Consider the following 25,731-nt stretch of genomic DNA (forward strand, 5'->3'; position numbering starts at 1 on the left):
ATTCGTACGAGGAGGATATCCATGATCAAAGGACTTGAAATTGAAAAAGTGGTCAACTTGACTCCCTTACAGGAAGGAATGCTCGTTCATGCGCTGATGGAACCAGAATCACAGGCTTATTACGAGCAATTACGTATTTCTATTCGAGGAGATCTGGATTGGAATGCCCTGCAAAAAAGCTTTCAGCTACTGGTTCAGCGTCATGAAACGCTGCGCTCGAACATTTATCATAAATCCGCTTCTCGTTCGCGGCTGATTGTCTTTAAGAAGCGAAATACGGCGATTACTTACGAAAATATGACAGAACTGACCGGAAAGGAGCAAGCCGACGCTATTCGTAGATTTATGGATGTGGACCGTAACACCCATTACGATTTGAGCAGGGATATGCTCATCCGGATGGCTGTACTTCAAACGGATAAAGATGCCTATACGCTGCTTTTAAGTTTTCATCATATTATTATGGACGGCTGGTGTCTTGGCATCATAATGGACGAGTTGTTAACGGCCTATGAGGCCTATCATACAGGCCGTTCCGTTCAATTGCCTGAACCACGACCTTACACCGGGTATGCCGACTGGCTTGAAGAACAGGATCAGGAGGCCGCCAAGAATTACTGGAGTTCTGTATTACAAGGCTACGAACAAACAGCTGGACTTCCGATGCTAAAAACTCCAGCTACAACTTCTGAAAAAGACGGCTATCTGCTACAGGAATATAGAACGTCGCTGACGGAAAAAGAGACCAGCACTTTGCGTGCGATTGCTGAATGCAATGGGACCACGCTCAGCAGTCTTTTTCTGGCCGCCTGGGGAATTGTACTTGGTCGTTACAACGGAAGCAAGGACGTAGTTTTTGGCACGGTTGTATCTGGGCGCCCGTCGGAATTGGATGAAGTAGAGCGAATTGTTGGATTGTTCATTAACACCATTCCATTACGAATTAGATTAAATGAAGAAAAGAGTTTTGTTGAATTGTTGCGCGATGTCCAGAGAGCCTCTGTCCAAGGAAGGATGAACGGATACTGTTCACTTGCTGAAATCCAGTCGCAATCTGCACTCAAGCAACGCTTGCTTGATCATATCGTTGTATTCGAGAACTATCCGCTGGAAAACATGATCGGGAGACAGGACTGGCAAGACAAACTCGGGTTCATTATTGAGGACGCCCGGTTATTCGAAGAAATACCGTATGACTTTAATATTGAAGTTGAAGACAAGACGGCAATGAGTTTTATATTGTCCTATAACGGCAAGGTTTACAACGGTGAAGCGATGAAGCATCTGGCCAATCACTTGAAGCATGTCTTCCTCCAAATTGCCAGTAATCCGGATGTTTGCCTCCGTGACGTTCGGCTGTTAACAACCGAAGAAGAGGCAAATTTGACGAAAACATGGAGCGGACCCGTTGTCCAGTTTCCTTCACTTACTTTTCACGGGATATTCGAAGCGCAGACGGAGCGTACACCGGAACGAGCGGCCGTCATATATGAAGATACGCTGCTCACTTACAAACAACTCAATGATAGAGCAGACGCTCTTGCCCATTTTTTGCAGAAGCGTGGAATTACACGGGAGAGTCTGGTCGCTGTCATGGTTGACAGGTCTGTTGAGATGATAGTGGCGGTGCTGGGAATTATGAAAGCCGGAGCTGCCTATGTGCCAGTAGACCCCGTGTATCCAGAAGAGCGTATTGAATATATGCTGCGTGACTGTGGAACGACGATTGTGCTTACGCAATCTCACCTGACGGGCTGGCTGAAAACAATGGATTTTATGGGCGAGGTAGTCGATCTCGCTACCTTGCCACTCCAGCCCGAGATGGATTCGAACAAGCAGTATACCTCCACATATGAGCCCAGCTCTTTGGCGTATGTCATTTATACATCGGGTACCACAGGTAAGCCCAAAGGCGTTATGGTTGAACATCAACAATATGTCAACACCGCACTCGGTTACAGACACAGCCAAGGATTTAAAGATTTCCCTGTTAAGCTACTGCAAATTGCCAGCATGTCGTTTGATGTGTTTGCATGCGATTTGGCCAAGGCATTTGTCAATGGAGGTACCTTGGTCATTTGTCCTGAAAACGTGAGAAATGATCCAGCTGCCTTGGCTACACTGTTGGAGCAGCAGGAGATTACTACGTTTGAGACGCCGCCTGTGCTTTTAGCTCTGCTATTGAATTACATCTATGAGCATGGTACAAATATCAGTTCCCTAAAGCTGCTTACTACTGGAGCAGATAGCTTGGCTGTTGCAGATTACCGTAAGATGTTGACACGTTTTGGCAGCAAGATGCGGATTATTAATACGTATGGAGTTACCGAAGCCGCAATCGAATCTAGCTTTTATGAGGACGAGCTGGAAAAATTGCCTCTGTCCGGAATTGTCCCTATCGGCAGAGCTCTACCAAATCATAAGTTATATATTGTTGATGAAAGGATGCGTCCGGTCCCTGTCGGTGTAACGGGCGAGCTGTGTATTGGTGGAGCTTCTGTAGCGCGGGGATATCTGAACAGACCGGAGCTTTCAACTGAGAAATTCGTGTCTGATCCGTTCTCGCCTGGTGGACGCTTGTATCGTACTGGAGATCTGGCGCGCTGGCAGCCAGATGGGAATATTGATTTTATCGGGCGAGCTGACTACCAATATAAAATTCGCGGATACCGGATTGAGCCTGGAGAAATCGAATCTATTTTGCTCGAAACGGAAGGAGTGCGCCAGGCTGTTGTTGTTGATCGACTGGACACAGCGGGACAAAAGTATTTATGTGCCTATGTTGCAGGTGCAGCTGAGAAAGACATACTGCGAGATAAACTGGCTCAGCAGTTACCAGTCTACATGGTTCCAGCCCAAATCATTGTATTGGAACAGTTGCCATTGACCCATAACGGGAAAATAGACCGATCCAATCTGCCCGAACCAGATGAAATAGCACCGTTGGATAGCGTATATGAGGCACCACAGGATGAATTGGAAAAAACAATTGCTTTGATCTGGGAAGAAGTGATCGGTGTTAAACCAATTGGATTACACAACAACTTTTTCGAGCTTGGCGGGGACTCGATTAAAGCATTGCAAATTGCAATACGCTTAAATGCCAAAGGCCTGAAAATGGAAGTAAAGGACTTATTCCGTTACCCTGAAATTCACCTGATAGCGCCGTTTATAAAAAAAATTACCCGTATCATTCCCCAAGGGATTGTAGAGGGTGAGGTAGAATTGACACCCATTCAACTCGATTTTTTTCAGCATCATCGGAGAGATCGTCATCATTATAATCAGGCGGTCATGCTGCAAAATGATGAAGGATGGAATGAATTATGGCTGAAAAACGCCATGGACAAGCTGGTAGCCCATCACGATGCATTACGGCTCATTTTTGTGGAAGAGGAAAAGGGAGCCTCCGCCTATAACAGGGGAGTGAACGAAGGTGAGTTCTTTACATTAACGAGCTATGATTTGACACAATCAAGCCAGCCTGAAGAAGAAATCCGACACATTGGTGATGAGCTGCAAAGCAGTTTGGATCTGCAACGAGGTCCTCTCATACGTTTGGCTTTATTCCATTTATCCGGTGAAGATCATCTGATGATCGTTATCCACCATCTTATTGTAGACGGTGTGTCTTGGAGAATTTTGCTGGAAGATTTGGGCACCGCCTATGATCAGGTAGCTCGTGGTGAGATGCCGAATCTGCCCGCCAAGACTGATGCTTACAAAGAGTGGGCTTCAGGACTGACCACTTACGCCGAAAGTGTACAGGTACGCCAAGAAATCAGCTACTGGAACAATGTAGATTCACGCAGGATACGTCGGTTGCCAAGAGATCATGAAATCGCGGTTAGTCTGATGCAAGATCGACGCCAAGCGGAGGTGGTACTCAGCAGGGATGAGACGGAAAAGCTGTTGAAGCATGTACATCATGCCTATCATACGGAAATGAATGATCTGTTGCTTACAGCCTTGGGTCTGGCTTTTTATGAATGGAGCGGTTACAACGAAATCCCGATTTTGCTGGAGGGGCACGGCAGGGAGGAGATCATTAAAGATTTGGACATCTCTCGTACAGTCGGCTGGTTTACCTCCCTGTATCCCTTTGTAATCGAGGTCAACAGACCCGAGAACTTGGCCTATCAGATCAAAATGGTTAAAGATAAGCTGCGGCGGGTGCCTAATAAGGGCGTCGGTTATGGTATTTTACGTTATTTGACCAAGGACCAGACTAAAGCCGCTTCTCTAGTCGCTGCACCATTCCCGGAAATCAGCTTCAATTATTTGGGACAATTCGACGAAGAAAACAAGACAGACATGCCTTGGCGTATTTCCCGATTAGCAGACTTAGCCAATGGTGAGAGAAGCCCGCGTGCGGAAAAGACGAATACATTTGACATTAACGGCATGATCACGAACGGAATCCTTCGGTTTGAATTTGAATATAACGGGCTTGAATATGGTGTAGCAACGGTAGAGCGATTAACGATCGGCTTTAAAAAACATCTATTGAATCTTATCCATCATTGTTGCACTAAAGATCAGGCGGAGCGCAGCCCTACGGATTTTACATATAATCAATTGTCTATGGGGCAATTTGAACAAATATCAAGCCGATTATCGGATAAGCTGGGAAATCTGTTGAAATAAATGATATCAGCAAGTTGAAACTCAAATTCTGCATGGATAAAGGAAAGGTGAATGATTTGGCACAGGTAAATATTAAAGATATCTATGCGCTATCCCCGATGCAGGAGGGAATGTTGTTTCATTCCATCCTCGACGCAAAATCAGAAGCTTACTTTGAGCAGACCGTTATTACCTTTAATGAAGTGCTAGATGTTCATTTGGTTCAGCAAAGCTTGCAGCAGCTCATGAATCGATATGATATATTCCGTACCATTTTTATGTATAAAGAAACAGAATGTCCGCTTCAAATTGTCCTGGAAGAACGTGAAGCGTTGCCTGTTCATTTCGAAAATATCAGTGTTTTTCCTGAAGCTGAGAAAAGGGGGCATTTTACTGACTTTTTAAAGACAGAGCGTCAAGCGGGTTTTGACTTGGAAAAAGATGTTCCGATTCGACTTGCCCTGTTTCAATGGGATGATGACTCTTGCAGGCTTGTCTGGAGTGTTCATCACATTATAATGGATGGTTGGTGCATGGGAACGGTAGCCCAGGAATTTTTTACTATGTATACTTCCCTTCGGTCCGGAGTGCCTGCACAATTGGATACGGTATATCCGTACAGCAGTTTTATCCAGTGGCTAGAGCAACAGGACAAGGAAGAAGCGACAGCCTATTGGCGTGGGTATTTAAATGGGCTTGAAAATGAAACAATTTTGCCGGGTTATAACCGTCCATTGAATCCAATCTTCGAAGCAGAACGTTACACATGCAAGCTGGGGAAAGAACTGACTCAAGGAATGGAGAGAATAGCTAAACACTACCACACCACAGTCAGCACTGTATTTCAGACGGTATGGGGATTATTGCTTCAAATGTACAACCACAGCCGGGATGTTGTGTTCGGGTCCGTAGTATCCGGCAGACCAGATGAAGTTCCGGGAATTGAAAATATGGTTGGATTGTTCATTAACACAATACCAACACGCATAACCAGTGATGCGGACCAGAGATTCTCAGATCTGCTGATATCTGTACAAAACTCCAACATCGAGTCTACTCAGTACTCTTATTCTTCCTTGGCAGATATTCAGAATCACACGGATTTGAAACAAAATTTAGTCCGTCATATTGTTGTTTTTGAGAACTATCCTTATTCAGAGGAGCTTATTCATGCGGAAAAAGGGCCTGATACACTTCAGGTTACCGACGTGGAGGATATTGTACAGACCAACTATGATTTTAATGTGATTGTCGTTCCTGGATCACAGTATGAAGTTACTTTTAGTTACAATCGGCTGGTTTACGATGAAAATTGGATTAGGCTAATTGCAGCTCATCTTAAAAAGGGACTGGAACAGATTGTTCAACAGCCGGATCTACTGATTTCCGATTTGGAATTTCTGACGACGGAAGAGAAAAGTCAGGTTTTATCCCAATTTAGCGGAGTACAGATCTCATATCCTTCTAGTGATACCATCCATCTTTGTTTTGAAAAACAAGTAGAAAAGACACCGAATACAACAGCAGTTGTCTGTGAGAACTTCAGTCTGACTTATGCTGAGCTGAATGAACGTGCCAACCGACTAGCTCGTACCCTACGTAGTTACGGCACAACAACCGATCGGCTGGTTGGACTCATGACTGATCGTTCTATAGATATGGTGGTCGGCATCCTCGCTATTCTTAAAGCAGGAGGGGCATATGTACCCATCGATCCGTCATATCCAGAGGAACGTATCCGTTATATATTTGACGATTCCGGTGCAGACCTGCTTTTGACGCAAAGCCATCTTGTGGAAAAGGTCAAAGAGGCCGCTTTTGGAGGAAAAGTCCTAGTATTGGATGATGATCCAACTATATATCACATGGAAGGATCAAATCTGGAGGCTGTATCAGGAGCAAACGACCTAGCCTACGTCATATATACTTCAGGTACTACAGGACAACCTAAAGGTGTAATGCTGGAGCACCATGGATTGTGTAACCTGAAAACGTATTTTGATGAAATATTGCAGATAAGTCCGTCAGATCATGCCCTACTGTTTGCGAGCTACGCATTTGATGCTGCCTGCTGGGAAATATTTCAGGCGCTATTTTGTGGCGCAACACTTTACGTGCCTACTTCGGAAATCATACTGAACTACAACCAGTTTGAACAGTACATGGCGGATCATAAAATTACGGTGGCGGCATTACCTCCTACCTATGCCGTCTATCTAAATCCAGAACGAATGCCGGATCTGCGTATTCTGTTCACCGCTGGTTCCGCTTCCTCGATGGAGCTCGTAACCAAGTGGAAGGATCAGGTCGCCTATTTTAATGGCTATGGACCGACGGAAAACTCGGTAGCAACGTCCATTTGGCCGGTGTCGGAACACCCCGGAGCAATCGATACCATTTCCATAGGACGTCCCGTACCCAACCACCGGGTGTACATGATCGATGCTCTTGGTCATCTTTTACCTGCTGGAATAGCAGGAGAGTTATGTGTAACCGGCCCAGGATTGGCTCGCGGTTATCTTCACCGCTTGGAATTAACGGCTGAACAATTTGTGGCTAATCCGTTTTCAGGTGGGGAAGCGGGCTATGAACGCATGTATCGGACAGGCGACCTGGCAAGATGGATGCCTGACGGCAACATTGAATACCTGGGCCGGATCGATCAGCAGGTCAAAATTCGCGGCTACCGGATTGAACTGGGCGAAGTTGAGGCGGCTATGCTGAAGGCAGATCGCATGCAAGAGGTCATCGTACTCGCACATGCAAACAGCCAAAACCAACACGAACTGGTTGCCTACTACGTGGCGGAACGGGAAGTGACAGGGAGCGAGCTTCGCAAGCAGCTGAGTGAAGAACTCCCGAATTATATGGTTCCCTCGCACTTTGTTCAGATGGAGCAAATGCCACTCACACCTAACGGCAAAATCGACCGTAAGGCATTGCCGGCACCGGAGCAGATTTCCCGTTCTACGCAGGAATATAGTGCTCCACGGACGGCAGAGGAGCAGGTTCTGGCTCGTGTGTGGGAGGCTGTACTGGGCGGCGGTCCGGTCGGATTGACGGATCAATTTTTTGATCGGGGCGGGGATTCGATCAAGGCGATTCAGGTGTCCTCACGCTTAATGCAGGCAGGATACAAGCTGGATATCAAAGACTTGTTTAAGTACCCTGAGGTTGCTGAGCTAGCTACGCACCTGCGTGTTTCGGATACCCAATTAGCTGATCAGGAAGAGGTCAGCGGAGCTGTGCTGCTGACACCGATTCAGCAGTGGTTTGTGGAACAAGAGCAGCCTGTGCCGGACCACTTTAATCAGGCGGTTATGCTTCACCGGGAGCAGGGATTTGAGGAAGAGCCACTACGCCAGGCACTGACGCAGTTGGTGGTGCACCATGATGCGTTGCGGATGGTGTTCCGCAAGGCAGAGCAAGGCTGGGAAGCGTGGAACCGCGGAGTGAAGGAAGGGAAGCTGTATGATCTGGAAGTGGCCGATTTCAAAGACGTGCCGATCGGTCCCACATTGGGTCAAGCTATAGAAGCCTGGGCCAGCACTATTCAGAGTAACATCCGACTGGATGAAGGACCTCTGCTGAAAGTGGGCCTGTTCCACTGCGCTGATGGGGACCATCTGCTACTGGCTATTCATCATATGGTGGTAGACGGTGTATCGTGGCGGATACTGTTGGAGGATTTGTCGAATGCCTATGAGCAGGCTGTACGTGGAGAAACCATACAGCTCCCGACGAAAACGGACTCCTTCCGGGTCTGGTCGGAACGGTTGTCAGCCTATGCCGACAGCCTTGAGATGGAAAGTGAGCACGCGTACTGGGAGCAACTGAATGAATTGACGGCATACCAGTCTTTAAGGCTTACGGAATTGCTGAATTCTAAAAAACCATTGACCATAAATGACACGGCTACTTTGAGCTTGAAATTCACGAAAGAAGAGACTGATCAACTGCTAAAGCAGGCCCATCGCGCGTACAACACAGAAGTGAACGATCTGTTGCTGACGGCACTCGGCAAGACGTTAAGCACTTGGTCTGGCAGTGAGCAGGTTGCAATTCTTCTGGAAGGCCATGGCCGGGAAGAAATCATGAAGGATACGGATATATCACGAACGGTCGGCTGGTTTACAAGTCAATATCCAGTGCTGCTGCGGATTAACCGGGAAGATGATATCTCCGGGCACATCAAACGGATGAAGGAGATGCTGCGCAGCATTCCACATAAAGGGATTGGATACGGCATCTGGAGATATCTCAGCCAGAACGGACCGTCCGAGGCAACATACGCCGAGCCACAGATCAGCTTTAATTATTTGGGCGAATTTGATCAAACGCTACAGCACAGCGAAACGCGCATGTCACCGTACTCCAGTGGAGCAGATGTTAACGAACAGACCCGTATGCCGTGTTCCCTGGATGTGGGGGGCATTGTAACAGACGGAATGCTTGAACTGGATATTCGTTATAACACAAAAGTATTACAGGAAGATAACGTAGTAAAACTAGCCAGGGAGCTCAAGCAGGACGTGTTGGAAGTGATTCGCCACTGTGTATCACGGGAGCGTTCTGAATTGACGCCGAGTGATGTGCTGCTTCCGGGTCTAAGTCTGGAAGCATTGGACCGGATGGTGGAACAGATTCAGCCTGACGGAGAGCTTGAGAATATATACCCCATGACGCCGATGCAAAAAGGCATGCTGTTCCACAACATGCTGGATTCCCGGTCCAGCGCGTATGTGGAGCAGTCCACCTTCGAACTGAAGGGAACGCTGGATCTCGTAGCGTTTGCTGCCAGTCTGGACTTGCTGGTGCAGCGTCATTCAGCACTGCGGACTAACTTCCGGAGCGATTTGCAGGATGAGCCCTTGCAAGTGGTATACCGGAGTAAACGCGGAGATTTGTACGTGGAGGATATACGTGAGAAGGAGAAGGCGGCGCAGGAGCAGTATATCGAGGAGTTCGCGCGTCGGGATCAGCAGAAGGGGTTTGATCTGGCAAAGGATACGCTGATGAGAGTATCCATCTTCCGTACATCAGACGATTTATACCATTTTGTATGGAGCTTCCACCACATCATAATGGACGGCTGGTGCTTGTCACTGGTCACCAATGAGGTATTTGGAGGATATACCACCCTTACAGAAGGAAAGCCACCACAATTGCCTGTGGTAACACCATACAGTCGATACATCGAATGGCTGGAGGAGCAGAACCGTAAGGAAGCAGTGGAGTATTGGAGTAGTTATCTGCAGGGCCATGAGGAGACGACGGTCTTGCCTCAGGCCAAAACAGGGAAGGCGAAGGGATATGAGGCTGAATATCTGGAATTTGATTTAGGTATAGACCTGACGGCGGAACTTCAGAAGCTGGCAAAGCAAGAACAGGTGACGATAAATACGCTGATGCAAACAGCCTGGGGTGTTTTACTGCAAAAATATAACCGCACAGAGGATGTAGTTTTCGGTAGTGTGGTATCGGGACGTCCAGCGGACATTGCGGGAGTAGAGCAAATGATCGGACTTTTCATTAATACCATCCCAGTCCGTATTCAAGGTGGACCGGCAGCTGCATTTGCTGAGTTAATGAAGCAAACTCAGAGGCAGGCGCTTTCTGCCAATGCCTATGACACTTTCCCACTATATGAAATTCAGGCACTGACCGAGCAGAAGCAGGATTTAATCAAGCACATTATGGTATTCGAAAATTATCCGGTGGAACAGCAGGTAGAACAGCTGGGAAGTGATGGGCAGGAACCATTCACGATTTCGAACGTGGTGGTCACAGAACAAACCAACTACGATTTGAATGTTGTCGTGATGCCGGGAGAAGGCATCAAGATTCGTTTTATGTATAACGCATTGAGCTTTGATCAAACCGGGATTGAGCGTCTGTATGGACATTTTGCCCGTCTGCTGGAGCAAATTTCATTCAACCCGTATATTCGCGTTGAAGAACTGGAAATGGTGACAATAGCGGAAAGACAACAGATTACAGGCGAGTTTAACGACACGGCTTCTGTATATCCTCGTAATCAGACGATCCAAAAGCTGTTTGAGGAGCAGGCTGCGCGTACGCCTGATCATATTGCTGTAGCTTTGGGGCATCAATCTCTAACCTATCGGGAACTGAATGAGAAGGCTAACCGATTAGGGCATACGCTACGGGCTGCCGGAGTGAAGGCCGATGAGCCTGTCGGCATTCTAACGGAGCGCTCGCTGGATATGATTACGGGAACACTCGCTATTTTGAAGGCTGGCGGAGCGTATGTGCCGGTAGACCCTCAATATCCGGAGGACCGTATCCGTTATATGCTGGAGGATTCGGGAGCCAAACTGCTGCTGACTCAACAAGATTTTCTGGATCGTTGCTATTTTGATGGACAGATTGTCAATCTGAATGAGGATACGTCCTACAGTTCGGATGCTTCCAATTTGGGGATAGATGGAGCGGGCGAACATGCTGCTTATGTCATCTATACCTCGGGATCAACAGGCAAGCCTAAGGGCGTCGTTGTTGAGCATCACAGTGTCGTGCGATTGGTACGTAATACGGATTATGTGCCGTTTGATGAATCGATCCGAATGTTGCAGACTTGCGCATTTGTATTTGATGTGTCTACGTTTGAAATTTGGGGGGCGCTACTGAACGGAGGTCAGCTTGTACTCGTGCATAAGGATGATCTTTTGGACGCAGCTAAGCTCAAGGAGACCATACGGGATCATTGCATCACCATGATGTGGCTGACTACACCGCTATTTAATCAGCTTTCGCAGCAGGACAGTAAATTGTTTGGAGATGTAAAGTATTTGCTGGTCGGAGGCGACGTGCTGTCTGCACCGCATATTAACCGGGTGTTACGGGATAATCCGGACATGAATATCATTAACGGCTATGGACCAACGGAAAATACTACTTTTTCGACGGCTTATCATATTAAGGAAGAACAGCTTGATTCTGTGCCGATCGGGCGTCCTATCCGCAATTCGACGGCGTATGTGGTCGATTCGGCGTTTAACCTGCAGCCGATTGGAGCATGGGGTGAGCTGGTTGTTGGCGGAGACGGAGTCGCACGCGGTTACTTGAACCGTCCTGAATTGACGGCTGAGAGATTTCTTGCCAATCCGTGGGTAGACGGAGATCGCCTATACTGCACGGGAGACCTTGTTCGCTGGCGTGAAGACGGTACATTGGAATACGCTGGACGGATGGATCAACAAGTTAAAATTCGCGGCTACCGAATTGAGCTGGGCGAGGTCGAGTCGGCCATGCTGAAAATAGATCGTATCCAGGAGGTCAGCGTACTGGCCCATGCGACAAACCAAAACCAACACGAACTGGTTGCCTACTACGTGGCGGAACGGGAAGTGACATGGAGCGAGCTTCGCAAGCAGCTGAGTGAAGAACTCCCGAATTATATGGTTCCCTCGCACTTTGTTCAGATGGAGCAAATGCCACTCACACCTAACGGCAAAATCGACCGTAAGGCATTGCCGGCACCGGAGCAGATTTCCCGTTCTACACAGGAATATAGTGCTCCACGGACGGCAGAGGAGCAGGTTCTGGCTCGTGTGTGGGAGGCTGTACTGGGCGGCGGTCCGGTCGGATTGACGGATCAATTTTTTGATCGGGGCGGTGATTCGATCAAGGCGATTCAGGTGTCCTCACGCTTAATGCAGGCAGGATACAAGCTGGATATCAAAGACTTGTTTAAGTACCCTGAGGTTGCTGAGCTAGCTACGCACCTGCGTGTTTCGGATACCCAATTAGCTGATCAGGAAGAGGTCAGCGGAGCTGTGCTGCTGACACCGATTCAGCAGTGGTTTGTGGAACAAGAGCAGCCTGTGCCGGACCACTTTAATCAGGCGGTTATGCTTCACCGGGAGCAGGGATTTGAGGAAGAGCCACTACGCCAGGCACTGACGCAGTTGGTGGTGCACCATGATGCGTTGCGGATGGTGTTCCGCAAGGCAGAGCAAGGCTGGGAAGCGTGGAACCGCGGAGTGAAGGAAGGGAAGCTGTATGATCTGGAAGTGGCCGATTTCAAAGACGTGCCGATCGGTCCCACATTGGGTCAAGCTATAGAAGCCCGGGCCAGCATTATTCAGAGTAACATCCGACTGGATGAAGGGCCTCTGTTGAAAGTGGGCCTGTTCCACTGCGCTGATGGGGACCATCTGCTACTGGCTATTCATCATATGGTGGTAGACGGTGTATCGTGGCGGATACTGTTGGAGGATTTGTCGAATGCCTATGAGCAGGCTGTACGTGGAGAAACCATACAGCTCCCGACGAAAACGGACTCCTTCCGGGTTTGGTCGGAGCGGTTGTCAGCCTATGCCGACAGCCCTGAGATGGAAAGTGAGCACGTATACTGGGAGCAATTGAATGAACTGGCGGCATCCGAGTCGCCCCAACTTCCAGTGTCCCAAGAGCATAGCGATAAGTTTATGCAGCAAGACATGGGTATCGTAAATGTGAGGCTTACGAAGGAAGAGACTGATCAACTACTGAAGCAAGCCCACCGCGCGTACAACACAGAAGTGAATGATCTGTTGTTGACGGCACTCGGCAAGACGTTAAGCGCTTGGACTGGCAGTGAAAAGGTTGCGATTCTTCTCGAAGGACATGGCCGGGAAGAAATCATAAAGGATACGGATATATCACGGACGATTGGCTGGTTTACGAGTCAATACCCGGTACTGCTGCGGATTAACCGGGAAGATGATATCTCCGGGCACATCAAACGGATGAAGGAGATGCTGCGCAGCATTCCACATAAAGGAATTGGGTATGGCATCTGGAGATATCTCAGCCAGAATGGACCGTCCGGGGCAACATACGCTGAGCCACAGATCAGCTTTAATTATTTGGGCGAATTTGATCAGACACTGCAGCATAGCGGCATGCATTTTTCTCCATATTCCAGCGGAGCTAATACTCATGAATTGACCCAAATGTCCTGTGTTATGGACGTGGGAGGACTCGTTACAGATGGCATGCTGGAACTAAGTATTCAATACAACATTAAGGCACTCCAACAAAATGCTGCTGAGCTACTAGCAGAGCAATTCAAGCAGAACGTGCTGGAAGTGATTCAGCATTGTGCATCTCGGGAGCACTCCGAATTGACGCCAAGTGATGTGCTGCTTTCGGACTTAAGCCTTGAAGAACTGAACCGGATGGTGGAGCAGATTCAGCCTGACGGAGAGCTTGAGAATATGTACCCCATGACGCCGATGCAAAAAGGCATGCTGTTTCACAACATGCTGGATTCCCAGTCGATCGCCTATGTGGAGCAGTCCACCTTTGAACTGAAGGGAACGCTGGATCTCGCTGCATTCGCCGCCAGTCTGGACTTATTGGTACAGCGTCATTCAGCTCTGCGGACCAACTTCCGGAGCGATTTGCAGGACCAGCCGCTGCAAGTGGTGTACCGGAATAAACGCGGAGAACTGTACGTAGAGGATATACGTGAGAAGGAGAAGTCGGCGCAAGAGCAGTATATCGAGGAGTTCACGCGTCGAGATCAGCAGAGGGGCTTTGATCTGGCAAAGGATGCACTGATGCGTGTATCTATCTTGCGTACATCAGATGATTCATACCATTTTGTATGGAGCTTCCACCACATCATAATGGATGGCTGGTGTTTGTCGCTGGTTACCAACGAAGTCTTTGGAGGATATACCGCCCTAGCAGAAGGGAAGCAACCGCAATTGCCTGTGGTAACACCATACAGCCGATACATCGAATGGCTGGAGGGACAGAACCGTCAGGAAGCAGCGGAGTATTGGAGCGGTTACCTGCGAGGCTATGAGGAGACGGCGGTTTTGCCGCAGGCCAAAACAGGGAAGACCCAGGGATATGAGGCCGAATATCTGGAATTTGATTTGGGTATAGACCTGACAACGGCCCTACTGCAATTGGCAAAGCAAGAACAGGTAACGATAAATACGCTGATGCAAACGGCCTGGGGTGTTTTGTTGCAAAAGTATAATCGCACAGAGGATGTCGTTTTCGGGAGCGTGGTATCTGGACGTCCAGCGGACATTGCCGGAGTAGAGCAGATGATTGGACTATTCATTAACACGGTTCCCGTCCGTATTCAAGGCGGACAAGCAACTGCATTTACAGAGCTGATGAAACAAACTCAGCGACAGGCGCTTGCTTCGGGATCATACGAAACGTTCCCACTCTATGAGATTCAGGCACAGGCAGAGCAAAAAGTGGAACTGATTAATCATATTATGGTATTTGAGAACTATCCGGTGGATGAACAAATTGAGCAATTAGGTGAAAGGGAGGAAGCTGATTTTAAAATAACCGGAGCAGGAGCGGTTGAGCAGACGAATTACGATTTTAACATCGTGGTGTTACCGGGAGAGACGCTTCGAGTTCATTTTGGTTACAATGCCCAGGTATATGACTATGAAAGGGTAGAGCAGATTCAGGGGCATTTGCTGCAACTACTGGAGCAAATCAAGATCAATCCAGCTGGCCGGATTTGCGAGCTGGATATATTAACCGCGCAGGAACGCGAGCAAATGCTGGATGCTTGGTGTGACACGACAGCAGCATATCCACGGGAGCAGACGATTCACGGGTTGTTTGAGGAGCAGGTCTTGCGGACACCGGAGCAGGTAGCTGTATATTTTGAAGGAGCGCAAGTGACCTACCGTGAATTAAATGAGCGAGCGAACCGTCTGGCGCGTACTTTACGCAGTAACGGTGTGATGGCAGACGGCCTAGTCGGCCTGATGACAGAGCGATCGATTGACATGATTGTCGGCATCTTGGGTATTTTGAAGGCAGGGGGCGCCTACATTCCGATCGATCCGACTTATCCGGAGAACCGCATCCATTATATGCTGGACGATTCAGGTACGGAACTGCTGTTAACGCAGCAGCATTTGGTTGAAAAAGTGGAATTTAGGGACAAGGTACTGCTGTTGGATGCAGAAATGGGCGAAGGAAGTGCAGATGCAAGTACGGCTGAGACAAAAGGAAAGGCTATATCCGCATATCACAGGGATGGTTCGAATTTGGAAGCCACATCCGGTCCTCATAACCTAGCGTATGTAATCTATACGTCTGGAACGACAGGCCAGCCTAAGGGAGTCATGCTCGAGCATCGTGGACTCTGCAATCTGCATACGTATTTCAGGGAGACATTGCGAATCAGCAGTTCCGACCGTGTTGTATCGTTCGCCAGCTTTTCCTTTGATGCGGCATGCTGGGAAATGCTTCAGGCGCTCTTCAACGGGGCCACTTTATGTATCCCGACATCAGAGACCATTCTCAGCTATGACAAGTTTGAGCAGTATATGGCGGATCATCACATTACAATTGCAACGCTGCCCCCAACCTATGCCATATATTTGAGCCCAGAAGGAATGCCGGAACTACGTATCCTGTTCACGGCCGGATCGGCGACCAGCACTGAGCTGGTTACTAAATGGAGAGACGGTGTGACCTATGTTAACGCCTACGGTCCAACGGAAAATTCCATAGCAACGTCTGTCTGGCCTGTACCGAGAGGTCCCGAAGCAGGGGGGGCTATATCAATCGGACGCCCTGTACCGAATCACCGCGTGTATATGGTCGATGCACATGGGCAGCTTGCACCAGCAGGAATCCCCGGTGAACTGTGTGTATCCGGTCCAGGATTGGCACGCGGTTACCTGCACCGCCCGGAATTAACGGCTGAACAATTTGTGGCTAATCCGTTTTCAGATGGGGAAGCGGGCTATGAACGCATGTATCGGACAGGCGACCTAGCAAGATGGATGCCTGACGGCAACATTGAGTACCTAGGCCGGATTGATCATCAGGTCAAAATTCGCGGTTACCGGATTGAATTGGGCGAAGTTGAGGCGGCTATGCTGAAGGCAGATCGCATGCAAGAGGTCATCGTACTGGCACATGCAAATAGCCAAAACCAACACGAACTGGTTGCCTACTACGTGGCGAAACGGGAAGTGACGGGGAGCGAGCTTCGCAAGATGCTAAATGAAGAACTCCCTAATTATATGGTCCCTTCACACTTCATTCAATTGCAGAACGTACCTCTTACGCCAAACGGTAAAATTGATCGAAAGGCACTGCCGATACCAGAAGGTCGTTTGGCCGACCATGTTGCACCGCGAACGTGGATGGAAATAAAATTGGTAGACATCTGGCAGGATGTACTGGGTCTACCGCAAGTAGGCATCAATGAAAATTTCTTTGAAATTGGTGGTCATTCGCTGCGGGCGACGACACTGACTTCTAGAGTTCGCAAAGATTTAAACAAACCGATGGATTTGCAAAACATATTTGAGGCACCGACGATCGAGCAATTGGCGGCCTTGCTTGAAGAACAGGATCAAATCATATATGCATCCATTCCGGTGGCGGAAAAACGCGACACTTACCCGCTTTCTTTCGCACAGACACGGATGTATGTGCTTCACCAGCTGGATCCGGAAGGAATAAGCTATAACACCACATCAGCACTGAGAGTAATCGGTCCGATAGATATGAAACAGGTGGAAGAGGTATTCCATCAATTAATTTCACGTCATGCGGCCCTACGGACAAGCTTTGAACTGGTAAATGGTGTGCCGATGCAACGGGTCCACGATACGATTCACTTTGAGTTGGAATATGCCACAATATCAGAATTGTGGACAGAATCCAATGAACTTATGCTTGAAAAATTTGCAGAAGAACATGCCCGTTCCTTTGTGCGCCCATTTGACATGAGGATCGCTCCGTTGCTACGTGTAAAGCTGGTCAAATGGGGATTGGACGAAGAAGGACAGGAGCCGCAGCACTTATTGATGCTTGATATGCACCACATCGTTTCAGACGGGGTATCCATTGAAATATTAGCTGGTGATTTTGCCCGCTTATATAGCGGTGAAGTATTATCTCCGCTGCGTATTCAATATACGGACTATGCTGTGTGGCAGCATAGCAAAACTCAGCAGGAGCGAATAAAGAATGAGGGAGAGTACTGGCTGAATAGATTTAGTGGTGATTTGCCTCAACTGGATTTGCCAACTGATTTTGAGCGTCCGGCAACACGATGTACGAAAGGTGACGCTGTAGAATTTGAAATGGGACGGGAATTGACCCAGTCTTTAAAAGAACTGGCGGTGCAAACGGATTCTACGCTGTACATGGTACTTATGGCTGCATACACAGCATTGTTGCATTATTACACAGGGCAGGAAGACATCATTGTCGGTACTCCGATTGCAGGTAGACCGCATGCTGACCTGGAGCCTATGCTCGGTATGTTTGTCGGCACGCTCGCATTACGTAATCATCCTCACGCTGAACAGACGTTTTATAACTGCATTGAGGACGCCAAGACATGTGCACTGCAAGCATATGCACATCAGGATTATCCGTTTGAGGAACTGGTGGAAAAGCTCGACCTGAAACGAGATATGAGCCGTAATCCGTTGTTCGACACGATGTTTGTATTGCAGAATGTGGAGAAAAAGGAAGTGAAGTTGGACAAGTTGTTCTTCCGCTCTTTTGGCATAGAGCAGGTTTCTGCGAAATTCGACCTGACGCTTGAAGTCAGTGAGGAGGAAGCATCTATCCAGCTCCAATTTCTGTACGCTACATCTTTGTTTAAACGGGAAACGATAGAAAGCATGGCAAGGCATTTTGTACAGTTGGTCAAAACCGTTGTAGCCGATCCGAATACAAAACTGGGCGAAATGACACTGATTTCGGAAGAAGACAAAGGGATTCTAAAAAAACATAGGGATACCCTAAAGACTTCTCGCTACTGGAGTACTCTGCTCGAAGGCTATGAAGAAGCACCTCAATTGCCATATGCCAATCTGATGGGACGCAGTCCATATCAGACAGAGCATCTGGAGATTAATTTGGATGTTGAACGAACGGTGGCACTGCAGCGAATTGCACTGAATGAGCAGGTGACGATAAATACACTGCTGCAGACAGCCTGGGGAGTTTTATTGCAAAAGTATAACGGTACAGATGATGTGGTGTTCGCTTGCTCCATATCAGGTCCTTTGACAGATATATTGGAATTGAGGCATTCAACTGGACTGGGCAACCACACCTTACCAGTTCGCATTCGAACCAAAGCAAGAGCGAACTTTATCGGCTTGATGAGAAAAGTGCAGCAGCAAACCGATGAATCTGCGGTATATGAACATTTACCAATGTCTGAAATGGTTACAACGAAAGTGCAACAACTGGCACTCTTTGGCCATAGAATGGTGTTTGAGACTACTTTGGAAGAGGCCAATACTGAGCAAGAAAGCTACGATTTAAGCATCGTAGTACTTCAGGGAGATACGCTACGAATTGATTTTGCCTACAATGCCCAGGTATATGATCATCAAAGTGTGTCGCAGATTCAAGGACATCTACTACAGTTGCTGGATCAAATTATAGCGAATCCGGATAGTTTAATTGAGGAAATGGATCTGTTGACTAAGCCGGAGCGGGAGCAAATCATCCAGGTGTGGGGAAATACCACGGCAGAGTATCCGCGTGAACAAACAATTCACGGACTGTTCGAGGAACAGGTTTTGCAGGCTTCGAATCAGACAGCGGTATATTTTGAAGGTCAACAATTGACCTACCATGAATTGAACGAGCGCGCTAATCGGTTGGCCCGTACTTTACGCAGCTATGGCGTGAAAGCCGATAGTCTGGTTAGTCTGATGACAGAGCGTTCCGTAGATATGATTGTGGGCATTTTGGCAATTTTAAAGGCGGGGGGAGCATATATCCCGATAGACCCAACCTATCCGGAGGAACGCATCCGCTACATGTTAGACGACTCAGGTACCGAACTATTGTTAACGCAACAGCACCTGACGGAGAAGGTACTGTTTGGAGGCAAGGTGTTGGTGCTTGACAGTGAACAGGACGGAGTCGCTTCCGATACAAAAAAAGCGGATGTACGCGGGGAAATGCTGTCCGTATATCATCAAAACGGTTCGAATCTGGAGGCTGTATCGGGTCCAAACGATCTAGCATATGTCATCTATACGTCCGGGACGACGGGTCAACCTAAGGGAGTAATGCTTGAGCATCACGGTCTTATTAATCTTAAAACCTACTTTGAGCAAAAGTTGAGTATTGGCTTGTCCGATCGGGTTGTCATGTTTGCTAGTTATTCGTTTGATACGTCATGCTCGGAAATAATCCAGTCTTTACTATGCGGAGCGACATTGTATATACCTTCTTCCGAGACTATTTTGAATTATGAACGTTTCGAGCAGTACATGGCTGCCTGCAAAATTACAATTGCAACGCTGCCGCCAAACTATGCTGTATACCTGAACCCGGATCGCATGCCTGATTTGCGTGTTCTGCTTACAGCAGGATCGGCCTCTACCGCAGAACTGGTGTCCAAATGGAAGGACCGGGTGGCTTATTACAATGCGTATGGTCCTACCGAAAATTCCGTTGCAACGTCTCTTTGGCTGGTATCGGAAGAAAATTCTGAGTTAGGTGGAATCATATCCATCGGGCGGCCGGTATCTAATCACCGCGTGTATATGGTGGATATACACGGAAATCTTTCACCTGCAGGAGTCCCTGGTGAGCTGTGTGTATCCGGTCCGGGGCTGGCACGCGGCTATCTACACCGTCCAGAGCTGACAAAAGAAAAATTCGTAGCCAATCTGTTTGCAGCAGAGGAAGTTGGCTATGAGCGAATGTACCGTACAGGTGACTTGGCACGATGGTTGCCAGATGGGAACATTGAATATTTGGGTAGGATTGACCATCAGGTCAAAATCCGCGGGTATCGGATTGAGCTCGGTGAGATTGAAGCGCAAATTATCAAGGTGGACGGTGTTAAAGAATCTATTGTCATGGCTCGTGCAGATCAGCAGGGAGACTATCATTTGGCTGCTTACTACGTAGCTGAAAAAGAAATTAGCGGCAGTATGATGTTGAATTTGCTGAATGAAAAATTGCCGAACTATATGGTACCGTCGTATTTTATACAACTGCAGAACATGCCGCTGACACCGAACGGGAAAATTGATCGCAAGGCACTGCTGGCATTCGAGGAACATGCTGATTTGACTGCAGAATATGCAGCGCCGCGCACTGCCATGGAGGTGAAGTTAGCGCAAATCTGGAGAGAGGTACTCGACGTTCCGTCCGTTGGAATTCATCATAATTTCTTTGCCATTGGCGGACATTCACTTCGTGCGACTGCGTTGGCCGCAAAAATCCACAAAGAACTGAATATTGAGCTACCGTTGCGTTATGTATTTGACTTTCCAACAATTGAGCAAATGGCGCAGGCTGTTCATGAATTGTCTCCAAATCCATTTGCAGCGATTCCTGTTGCCGAATTGAGAGACAATTATCCGGCATCTATAACTCAAAATAGACTATACGTTTTGAGCAGCATGAATAACTACAATATGTCTGCCTTGCTTTTGATGGAAGGGGAACTGAATTTTTTAAGATTAGAAAGAGCGCTTAAGCAATTAATTCAGCGTCATGATACATTGCGAACCTCTTTTGAATTCGTAGATGATAAACTGGTACAACGGATTCACGACAATGTCGACTTCACTTTGGAGGTTGTGCAGGGACATGGCGAGAACGAAGCAAGAGCATTTATGAGACAATTTATCAGACCTTTTGATCTTGGGAAGGCACCGTTACTTCGAGCTGCTCTTTTGCAAGAATCTCCACAGCGTCATTGGTTTATGTTTGACATGCATCATGTGATTTCAGATGGTGTATCCATGAGTATATTGCTGAACGAGCTGCCCGCACTGTACGAAGAAAAAACGTTGCCCGCCTTGCGAATTCAATACAAGGATTATGCGGTATGGCAGCAAGGAGATATTGGTAGCTCATGGATGGAAAAACAAGAAGGATACTGGCTCAAGCAAATGAGCGGCGATATTCCGATTTTGGGTATCCCAGTCGACTTTGAAAGACCTGCAACACGTAGCGCTTCGGGCAGCACTGTTTCCTTTGCCATTTCACCTCAGGACGTGGACCGTTTGAAAGAAATCAGTTTGCAGGCGGGAGCTACTTTATTTATGGTATTACTGGCGGCCTACAAGACTCTATTGTTCAAGTACAGCGGTCAGGAGGATATTGTTGTTGGAACACCTATTGCAGGTAGACAGCATCATGATTTGCAGCCGGTCATCGGTATGTTTGTCAACACGCTTGCATTGCGGAGCTTTCCTGAAGGGGACAAGTCATTTTATGAATATGTTCAGGAAGTAAAGGACCAGGTGCTTGACGCCTTTGAGCATCAGGATTATCCGTTTGAATTGCTGGTGGAGAAGCTGAATGTACAGAGGGACCTGAGCCGAAATCCGTTGTTCGATACTCTTTTTGAGCTAGATAACATGGACTCTGGTACGACGGAATTCCAAGACTTACAGGTTACTCTGTGCCCAGGCGAACAGAATATGGCAAAATTCGATTTGACACTTACGGCCATGGAAAGCTCTGAAGGTTTGGTTTTCAGCTTCACATATGCCGATAGCCTGTACAAGAGAAGCACGATTAAACGAATGGCCGATCACTTCATCCAGTTGATTAAAGCTGTTGTAGATGAACCACAGACAAAGCTTTCTGAAATTGAGATCATTACGCCGCAGGAAATCGAAATGATATTGGACGTCTGGGGAAATACCGCGGTGAAATACCCATGTGAAAAAACCATTCATCAATTATTCGAGGAACAGGTAGAGAAGACTCCAGATCAAGTAGCTGTAGTTTTTGGAGATAGCCAGATCACATATAACGAATTAAATGTGCGTGCAAACCAACTGGCTCGCGTGCTAAGAGCAGAAGGAGTCCAGGCGGATCAATTGGTCGGAATGATTATGGAGCGCTCTATCGAAATGATTGTAGGGATTTTTGGTATTTTAAAAGCTGGTGGGGGATATGTACCTATCGACCCTGAGTTTCCGCAGGAACGTATGCTCTATATGTTACAAGACAGCCATATTAGGCTTATGGTTGCCAAGCCAGAAATGGCCGCGAAGGTACCGTCGGATGTGCTGGTCATTTCACCTGATAGTCACAGGCTATCCGCAGAAGACTGTTCCAACTTGGCTGAAGTATGTGACCCTGGCCATTTGGCTTATGTGATGTATACCTCAGGTACAACGGGCAAACCCAAAGGAGTAATGATTCAACACTCTAATGTCGTTAATATGACAACCGCATTTAGACAACAAGTATATAAGAAATACAAATCGCCAATGCGGATGGCATGGCTATCGCCGTATGTATTTGATGCATCAGTGAAACAAATTTTCCCATGCCTGCTTCTCGGGCATGCGCTTCACGTGGTGCCGAGAGAGATTAGCACCAATGGTCATCGTTTGGCTGACTATTTCAGATCCCAACGGATTGATTTTACTGATGGTACACCGGCACACATGCATATGCTGACGGAAATGCAAGACTCCGTTACAGATCTGAATGTGCAGCATTTTATTTTTGGAGCAGAGGCGCTGCCCAGTCATCTCGTTAAAACATTTTTGAGCACCCGGCCCGGATATCGTCCGCAAATAACTAATGTTTATGGTCCTACCGAGTGCTGCGTAGACACAACTGCGTACGACATTGACGGGGAGACGATGACAGCTTGGACACATACGGTGCCGATTGGCAAGCCAATGGCTAACCAGCACGTATATATTATGGATATGAATCGGAAGTTGGTTCCGATAGGAATTGCAGGTGAAATCTACATCGGTGGTGATGGAGTAGGGCGAGGTTATATGGGAAATCGTGAGCTGACAGATGAGAAATTTATAGCTGACCCCTTCAAACCAGGAAAACGTATGTACCGCACAGGAGATTTGGCGCGATGGATGGCAGATGGAAATATTGAATATTTAGGCAGGATGGATCATCAGGTGAAAATTCGGGGTTACCGAATTGAACTTGGAGAAGTGGAAGCGCAAATAATGAACCTGCCTGCGATCCGTAAAGCGGTGGTTATTGCTCGTGAGAATGAATCAGGACAAAAAGATTTATGTGCTTATTTTGTGGCTGATAGGGATCTGACCATTCAGGAATTTAAAGCAGCGTTAGTTCCCAATCTTCCGGTGTACATGCTGCCAAGCTATTTTGTTCAATTGGAGAAGATGCCGTTGACCACTAACGGAAAAATTGATCGTAAATTGCTTCCTGTGCCGGAAGGAGACATTCAAACAGGTGTTGAATATGCAGCCCCGCGAAACGACATGGAACGGCATATGGTAGATATTTGGAAACAGAATCTGGGTGTCAGTATTGTTGGCATTGATGATAACTATTTTGATTTAGGCGGACACTCCCTAAAAGCCATTCAATTGGTTTCACAGGCTGAGGCTGTTGGCATTGAAATAGGGATTAATCAGGTGTTTCAATATCAGACTATTCGCCAAATGTCAGAGTATATGCGAGCAGACACTTCGATGCCGGATATGTTAATACGTGATATTGCCGAGGCAATCGACATCATCGAAAAGGCTTATGACGTATATGCTCATTTCCAATCAACAACTGTTGAAGGGCGAGATCAATTAACTTTGCACATAGATCCTTTCGATTCTATACAAGCAGAGGCCCTGAAGAAAGTCATTTTGTCACGCCTTCATCCTGACCTTCATCCACATCATTTGCTTCCTTTTGAAGCAGCTGCTCAAGTACCTGACTGTGAAGAGCTGTACACAGATACGATGGTAGACGATGAAGCTGCGAAGCGGCATGCTGAGGAATGGCTGGAATATCTGCTGCGGATGAATGACCAATGGAACAGCACGATGCTGGAAGGAGAGCCTTTACAACGCTATGCGCTTGCTCCCGCTCAACATTATCATTTGGAGCATCCGCAATCCTCAGGAGGTGTCATTCCTTTTGATAGTTACCTGCTGGATGTAGAACGGTTATCTGCAATCATGCAACGCCTGATAGAGCGCCATGAACTCTTTAGAAGTGTGTTGGTCCAAACGGATGTCGGATGGGAATGGGAAATGTTGTCCATGAAGGAGCGCATGGACATTCCAATGATAGATTTATCGAACTACGGTGCAGAGATGCAAAATCGTATACTCTCACATATATTGCCTGCATTCTTTATGAACCCTTATGAAACAACCGGAAACTTATTATATCGCATTGCGCTTGTCCGCCTCAATTTAAGGGATCATTTGCTGCTGCTCCCTTGTTCACATCTCATCTATGATGGCATGAGCGGAGAGGTCGTTAAGAGTGAGTTGTACCGTGCATATGAAGATATGAGCAATGTAAAAGGGCAACTAGCAGGAAGCTACCGTGATTATGTGAGTCAGGTCCGGAAAGGACCTCAGGGCATGGGCGATCAAGAGATTGTTGACAAATTTCGCTTGTCCGCATTTGCTGCTGCTTCGGATGCTGTAGTCCTCGCAATTGATGAGCGCAACCATACAACGGGCACAGATGTGACAGTAGAACTTGCAGATTTGAATGATTCTGACGCAATCGGACACATGTGGGACTTGGCTATACGCCTAGCTAACCGCTTTTTCCGCAGATATTTGCAAGTGGACGAGATTCCTATTCTTCTCACCAATTATGGACGGGCATACGAGGACAAGCAGTATTTTGATATTATAGGTGAATTTATAGACCAAATCCCTGTACTGCTTACAGATGCGGATGAACATGGGCATGAGATCAGAAACAGTATGCAGTTGGCCGTATCGCGTAACCTGAATTTTCTAAATCTCATATACAATGATGAAATGGCTTCGTTGTATCCGCAGTCTAATAGGTATCTGAAGCATAGCCTGAATAAGCTACCTATTGTCTTCAATTACCTTGGCGAAGCGTCGGATAAATATCAGCTGTTTAAAAATATCGAGCCAGAAGAGAGGGACATTTATCGGGATTCAATCATTTTCTTTACCGTTCAGCATGTGGAAAATGTATTGCAAATCTCGCTGGAACTTCCTTTTGAAGAAAATTCAGAAACCGTTAAAGCGTTGATGGAAACAGAGCTAGCGAATTTACTAGTAACAGACGAAAATGGAATAAAGTCCACCTAATCTTCACTCAAGGCATTAAAAACAAGCTCCGAGTTCAAAATAGGGAAAC

Annotated in this window: 2 protein-coding genes; both read left to right on the plus strand. The window is 47.3% G+C overall.

Annotated elements, in window-relative coordinates:
- The first annotated feature begins 21 nt into the window (after positions 1-21).
- Positions 22-4,647 carry a non-ribosomal peptide synthetase gene (locus tag KAI36_RS12450; protein WP_220027900.1) on the plus strand — a complete coding sequence of 1,542 codons (4,626 nt, stop codon included), beginning with the start codon at positions 22-24 and terminating at the stop codon, positions 4,645-4,647.
- Between the two features lie 32 nt (positions 4,648-4,679).
- The gene (locus KAI36_RS12455) at positions 4,680-25,682 is read left to right on the plus strand and encodes a non-ribosomal peptide synthase/polyketide synthase (RefSeq protein ID WP_220027901.1); all 21,003 of its coding nucleotides are present in this window, start codon (positions 4,680-4,682) and stop codon (positions 25,680-25,682) included.
- The last annotated feature ends 49 nt before the right edge of the window (positions 25,683-25,731 follow it).

It is taken from the genome of Paenibacillus sp. S02 (assembly GCF_019454065.1).
In the GTDB taxonomy this organism is placed as follows: domain Bacteria; phylum Bacillota; class Bacilli; order Paenibacillales; family Paenibacillaceae; genus Paenibacillus; species Paenibacillus polymyxa_B.